Below are 5,759 nucleotides of genomic sequence, written 5' to 3'. Positions count from 1 at the left end.
GGTCAAAGAGATTCCCGCCGAACTTTTCCAACCGGACACCGCTTACGTGTTCTTTTCCCATACCATCAAGGGTCAGCCCTACAACATGGACATGCTGCGGCGCATGATGGAGGTGGGGGCGCATCTCATCGACTACGAGCGTTTCCTGGACGACAACGGCCGCCGACTGATCTTTTTCGGCCGGTACGCCGGGTTGGCGGGAATGGTCGAGACCCTGCACGCCTACGGGCAAAAACTGAAGCTCCAGGGTTACGACACCCCCCTGGCGCGCATCCTGCCGGCCTGGAAGTACGTTTCCCTGGATGAAGCCCGGGCCGCGGTAAAAGCCGTGGGGGATGAGATCGACGCCAACGGCATGCCCATGGAGATCGTGCCCCAGGTAATGGGTTTTTCCGGTTACGGCAATGTGAGCCGGGGCGCGCAGGAGATCTTTGACCTGCTGCCGCACAAAGTCATCTCGGCCGACATCATGGACGTGATGTACGAAAACTTTGCCGACGACAACTTCAACTTCTACAAGGTGGTGTTTCACGAAGACGACATGGTGCGCCGCAAAAGTGACGGCGGTTTTGAACTCCAGGAGTATTACAACCACCCCGACCGCTACGAATCGATCTTCAACCGCTACCTGCCGCGCCTGAACGTATTGGTGAATTGCATCTACTGGACGGAGGCGTATCCGCGCCTGGTGACCCGGGAATTCCTGCGCAACGCCGCCGCGCTGCGCTCCAACCCCACTTTGCAGGTGATCGGCGACATCTCCTGTGATATTGAAGGTTCCATCGAGATCTGCCGCGAAGCCACCATGCCGGACGCCCCCTGCTACACCTATATGCCGGCCCAAGACCGGTTCGAGGACGGCGTACAGCGCCTGGGCGTGACGGTCATGGCCGTGGACAACCTGCCCTGCGAGTTTCCCGGCGAGGCTTCGCAGGACTTCTCCGATGTGTTGAAAGAGTACGTCATGCCCATATTGGAGAGCGATTTTTCCCGTCCCATCGAAAAGATGGACCTGGACCCGGTGGTACGCCGCGCCTTGATCCTTCACGGCGGCCGCCTGACCGAACCCTATGTTTACATGCAGGATTTCCTGTCATAAATTCAACTTGATAAGAGGAGAGCGCGACATGAAAAAAAACATATTGGTGTTGGGAGCCGGACTGGTGAGCCGACCCGGAGTCCGTTACCTGCTGGATCAGCAGGAGTTGAACGTTACCGTGGCGTCGCGTACCGTATCCAAGGCCGAAGCCCTGGTGGCCGGCTATGCCAACGGCCGCGCGCTGCAACTGGACGTGGAAAACGAAACCGCCCTGGCCAACCTGATCGCGCAATACGACATCGTGATCAGCCTGTTGCCCTGGATCCACCACGTCAAAGTGGCCAACCTGTGCCTGGAGTACGGCCGCGATATGGCCACCACCTCTTACGTGAGCGAAGGCATGCAGGCCATGGACCAGGCGGTGCGGGACCGGGGGTTGTTGTTTCTCAACGAGATCGGCGTGGATCCCGGAATCGATCACATGTCGGCTATGCAGATCATCGATGATGTCCATGCCGGGGGCGGACGCGTCGTGGATTTCTACTCCGTGACCGGCGGCCTGCCCGCCCCGGAAGACAACGACAATCCCTTCGGCTACAAATTCTCCTGGAGCCCGCGCGGGGTCATCCTGGCTTCACGCAACTCCGCCCGTTACCTGGAACACGGCAAACTGGTGGACGTGGAGGGCAAAAACCTCTTTTTAGACCGCCGCGCGGACGAGGTGGAAGGAATCGGCGAACTGGTAATCTATCCCAACCGCGATTCGATGCCCTACCGGGACATCTACGGCATCCCAGAGGCGCAGACCGTGATGCGCGGCACCTATCGTTATCCCGGCTGGTGCGAAACCATGAAGGCCATGGTGGACCTGGGGCTGATCGACGACACGCCGCGGGAAAGCTTGAAAAACGCCACGCTCCGGGACCTGATGGCGGAACTGACCAACGCCGCCCCCGGGCAAGACCCCAGGCCGGCGGCCGCTCAGAAGCTGGGCATATCCCGGGATGACGCGGTATTGGACAACATGGAATGGCTGGGGCTGTTCTCATCCGAGCCGGTGGGTGACATTCCCAATCCGCTGGACATCCTGTCCCAACGCATGCAGCAGAAGATGCCCTACGCCCCGGGCGAGCGTGACATGATCGTCATGCGCCACACCTTCGTGGTGGAAAACGCCGCCGGGGAACGTGAAAAAATAACCTCCACTCTGGTTGATTACGGCGAACCGAACGGTGATACTTCCATGGCGCGTACCGTGAGCCTGCCTCTGGCTGTCGGGGTTTCGCTCATGGCCCGCGGCAAGATCGACCAGGTCGGCGTGGTGCGCCCCGTATCCGCCGCGGTGTACGAGCCGGTGATGAACGAACTCGGCCGCCTGGGAATCCGCATGCAGGAGTCCAGGCGGAAAATCTGAACCCGTGACCGGCCTGGGACGCCGCGGTGAAGAGGCCGCGGCCCGCTACCTGGAGCGCCGGGGGTACCGCCTGCTGGAGCGTAACCTGCGCCTGGCCGGTGTGGAAGTGGACCTGGTGGCGGAAAAAGGTGACTGGATTTGCTTTGTGGAAGTCAAGAGCCGCCGCCGCAGTCATCAGGGTGACCCCATGGAGTTCGTGGACCCGCGCAAGCAGGCGCGCCTGATCCGGGCCGCGCGGGTTTTCTGCTCCGGCCGCAGCCGGTGGAACCGCCCCGTGCGTTTTGACGTGATATCAGTGTTGGAAACCGAATCCGGGCTGAAGATCAACCACCTGCCCGATGCCTTTGTGGAGGAATAGATGCCGGAACTGCGACAGGATCTGTTGAGCGGCGACTGGGTGATTTTCGCGCCGGAACGGGGCGACCGCCCCGATCACCTGGACCGCACCCGCCCCGAAGAAACCGACCCTGCTCATTGTCCGTTCTGTCCGGAACACGAGCACTTGACGCCCCCCGCCATCCTGGCCTGGGACGAACATAAAAAAGGCGTGATCGGCTCAGACTGGGCCGTGCGCGTGTTTGCCAACCTCTACCCCGCCTTGCGGGTGGAGGGGAAGGTGGACGCACGTCCCGACGGTTTTTATGATTGCATGAACGGCGTAGGCGCCCATGAGATCGTGGTGCTTTCTCCCCGGCACGGCGCCAGGCCGTCCGCGTTGCCTCCCGCCCAATGGCGGCTGGTGCTGGACGCCTTCCAGGCCCGCATCCACGATCTGCGCGGAGACATGCGCATGCGTCATATCCAGGTGTTTTTGAATCACGGTGACCGGGGCGGCGCCACCCAGCCCCATGCCCACGCGCAACTCCTGGCCCTGCCGGTCGTGCCCCCGCGTGTACAGCAGCGGGCGCAGCGCATGCATGACCACTTCACCCGCCGCGGTCGCTGCATGTTGTGTGATATCCGCGCCGTGGAACAAAAAGAGAAAGAGCGGATCTTTCTGGACACGGCCCTCATCACGGGATTTGTGCCCTATGCCGCGGTGCAGCCCTTTGCCATGTGGCTGATCCCCGCGACCCACCTGGCCCGGTTCGAGGATGCCGAAAGCGTTGACCTGGACGCCATGGCCGCGGCCCTCCACGAGGCGCTTGTCCGCATGGACCGCCTGCTGGAGCGACCGGATTTTCAGATGGTGATTCACTCAGCTCCTTTCCACGGCGACGGCGCCCCCTGGCGCCACTGGTTCATTGAAATCCTGCCCGTGCTTTCCGGAACCGGCGGATTCGAACACGCCACCGCATGCCGCATCAACACCGTGCTTCCCGAAGAAGCCGCCGCCGCCCTGGCAGACGGCTGAGCATACACAGACGGCTGAGCATATTGCATCCAACCCCGTTCCGGAGTATAATATCGCACTCCATGCCGGTGTAGCTCAGCTGGTAGAGCATTTGATTCGTAATCAAAAGGTCGACGGTTCGAGTCCGTCCACCGGCTTTCCCAATATCCCAATTATCATTACAATATCCCCGACGGGAGGGGTTTATCTCTGGCCGAGATCAAAGTGTCGCGTGCCCAAAGTGTGCCCAGAGCGGGGTCCGGAAAAGAATGGAGAGCGGCACAAGAAGCAGGATTTGAGTGTGCCCAAAACGTGCCCAGGGGCCACTCAGGCCTTGAAGCGATCCATTACCGCCATAACCCGGCGCAAGTCATCCATATCGGAATTGACATAGATTTGAGTGGTGGACCAGTCGGCGTGACGGAGTAAGGCCTGAACCAGGTGGAGGGGGACGCCGGCGTCTGCCAGGTATGAGGCCACTGAGTGGCGGATCTGGTACAGGGTGGATCCTTCCGGAAGTTTAAGATCGGTCCGGAGGCGGATCCAGATTTTCCGGAACGTATTGGTGGACCTTTGCCCCAGGTGCAGAACGTAGAAGGATTCCCGGGGGAGTTTCTGCAGGAAGTCCCACACCCACGGAAGCATGGGGATCACTTCCAGGTCCTGGCCGGACTTGGGCCGGTGAATCTCGATTTGCTGAGGGGTTATGTGATCCCAGCGGAGATTGAGGATTTCCCCTGGTCTCATGCCCGTGTTGACTGCAAGGTAGATATAAGGATGAAAAGCGCGGCGGGAAAGGGAGCCTCCAGAGGCGGATATATTGCGGGCATATTCAAGAATTTGAGAGAGTTGAGCAGGGGAATAGGATTTTCTCCGGGTGCGAACCTGTTTGATCAGGCCGCGGCCCGCGAACGGGTTGTCGCCAGAATAAATCTTGTCAGCCAAAGCCAGGTTGATCGCCGCCTTTGCTACGGCGATATGGTGATTGACTGTTCTCTGAGAGTAGTTTCGGTCCTTTTTCATCCAGGATGTAAATTCAAGGACGGAGGATCGGTCTATGTTCCGGATCTCCACGTTATCCGGGAACCATTCCAGGATGCGGCGGAAGCAGGTCCGGTCCGGGCCCAGGGATGAAGCGGTTCGAGTCTTTTCTCCATGAAACAGGTAACGGTCGATGGCCTCCCGAAGTTGAAGGTCCGGGCGGGATCCGCCGGCAACCATGCGACTGATCCGCTTGTAGATCGCGGCCGCCCGACTGTGGGCCTCTTCAGCGTTGCCGGTCTTTAAGGATCTCCGGAATCTCTGGATCCCCGGCAGTCTGAAATCTACGAAATAGGTATCTCCCCGTTTGCGGACGCGATATCCCGTTTTTGATGCCATGGTCTACTCCATATATGAACTTAGGGGCTGGCTATGTCAAATAGTGGCCCAGTGAGGAATGAAACAGGTTTATCGCCAGGATGGGGGACAGTGGATCGCTCGGTTATCAGTTGTATGGATGGGATCAGGAAATCTGAATCTTAAGCAGTGATCCAGTCGAAGTTTGAAAGATGTATTACATGCCTTCTGAAGGGCTTTTGCTCTTTGCCCAACAGGAACTACTACGCCAAATTCTTTCTGAGGGAAGCATTGCTGGACGGCCCTTATAGCAGGAAGCAGATCGCTGTCTCCAGATATTATATATGCCTTGTCATATTGATTTTCATAAGCCAGTTGGAAAATCCGAATTGCGATGTTTACATCGGTTTTCTTTTCTTCATGGGTTTTATAAAATTGATGGCATTCATGGCATTTTTTACTTACTTCTTGGAACCGTCCGAGTACTACTAAAATTCCTGTTGAACGCAAGGCTCTGAGATAGACTTCAAGACGCTGTACATTCCCAGGGTTCCTGCCGTCACCCCATATTTTCAGTAATGATCGTTGAAGAGTGTTGATATAATTGGATTTTTGGGGATTTATTTATGTAAAAG

Annotated in this window: 5 protein-coding genes and 1 tRNA gene; 4 read left to right on the top strand and 2 right to left on the bottom strand. The window is 58.2% G+C overall.

Translation table 11 applies throughout. From position 1 onward, the window contains the following. The first annotated feature begins 1,127 nt into the window (after positions 1–1,127). From ENN40_01655 to ENN40_01640, 4 genes are all read left to right on the top strand, one after another. Positions 1,128–2,453 carry a saccharopine dehydrogenase gene (locus tag ENN40_01655; protein ID HDP94045.1) on the top strand — a complete coding sequence of 442 codons (1,326 nt, stop codon included), beginning with the start codon at positions 1,128–1,130 and terminating at the stop codon, positions 2,451–2,453. Positions 2,454–2,457: 4 nt separating this feature from the next. After that, positions 2,458–2,811, top strand: a complete 354-nt coding sequence (locus ENN40_01650; protein HDP94044.1) for a YraN family protein — start codon at positions 2,458–2,460, stop codon at positions 2,809–2,811. Further along, positions 2,812–3,807, top strand: coding sequence for a galactose-1-phosphate uridylyltransferase (gene galT / locus ENN40_01645; GenBank protein ID HDP94043.1), 996 nt, complete (start codon positions 2,812–2,814; stop codon positions 3,805–3,807). A gap of 64 nt (positions 3,808–3,871) precedes the next feature. Beyond that, positions 3,872–3,944: transfer RNA gene (locus ENN40_01640), tRNA-Thr, on the top strand. 169 nt (positions 3,945–4,113) lie between these two features. Here the strand turns inward: ENN40_01640 and ENN40_01635 are convergent. Both ENN40_01635 and ENN40_01630 read right to left on the bottom strand, forming a co-directional pair. Then, complete coding sequence (locus tag ENN40_01635) at positions 4,114–5,166, bottom strand: site-specific integrase (protein ID HDP94042.1); 1,053 nt, start codon at positions 5,164–5,166, stop codon at positions 4,114–4,116. Positions 5,167–5,235: 69 nt separating this feature from the next. Beyond that, positions 5,236–5,748: an NYN domain-containing protein gene (locus ENN40_01630; protein HDP94041.1), complete on the bottom strand. Its 513-nt coding sequence runs from the start codon at positions 5,746–5,748 to the stop codon at positions 5,236–5,238. Positions 5,749–5,759 lie beyond the last annotated feature (11 nt).

It is taken from the genome of Candidatus Aminicenantes bacterium (assembly GCA_011049425.1).
GTDB lineage: Bacteria > Acidobacteriota > Aminicenantia > UBA2199 > UBA2199 > UBA876.
Note: the sequence above shows the minus strand (reverse complement) of the source record. Positions and strands in the feature narration are given on the sequence as shown.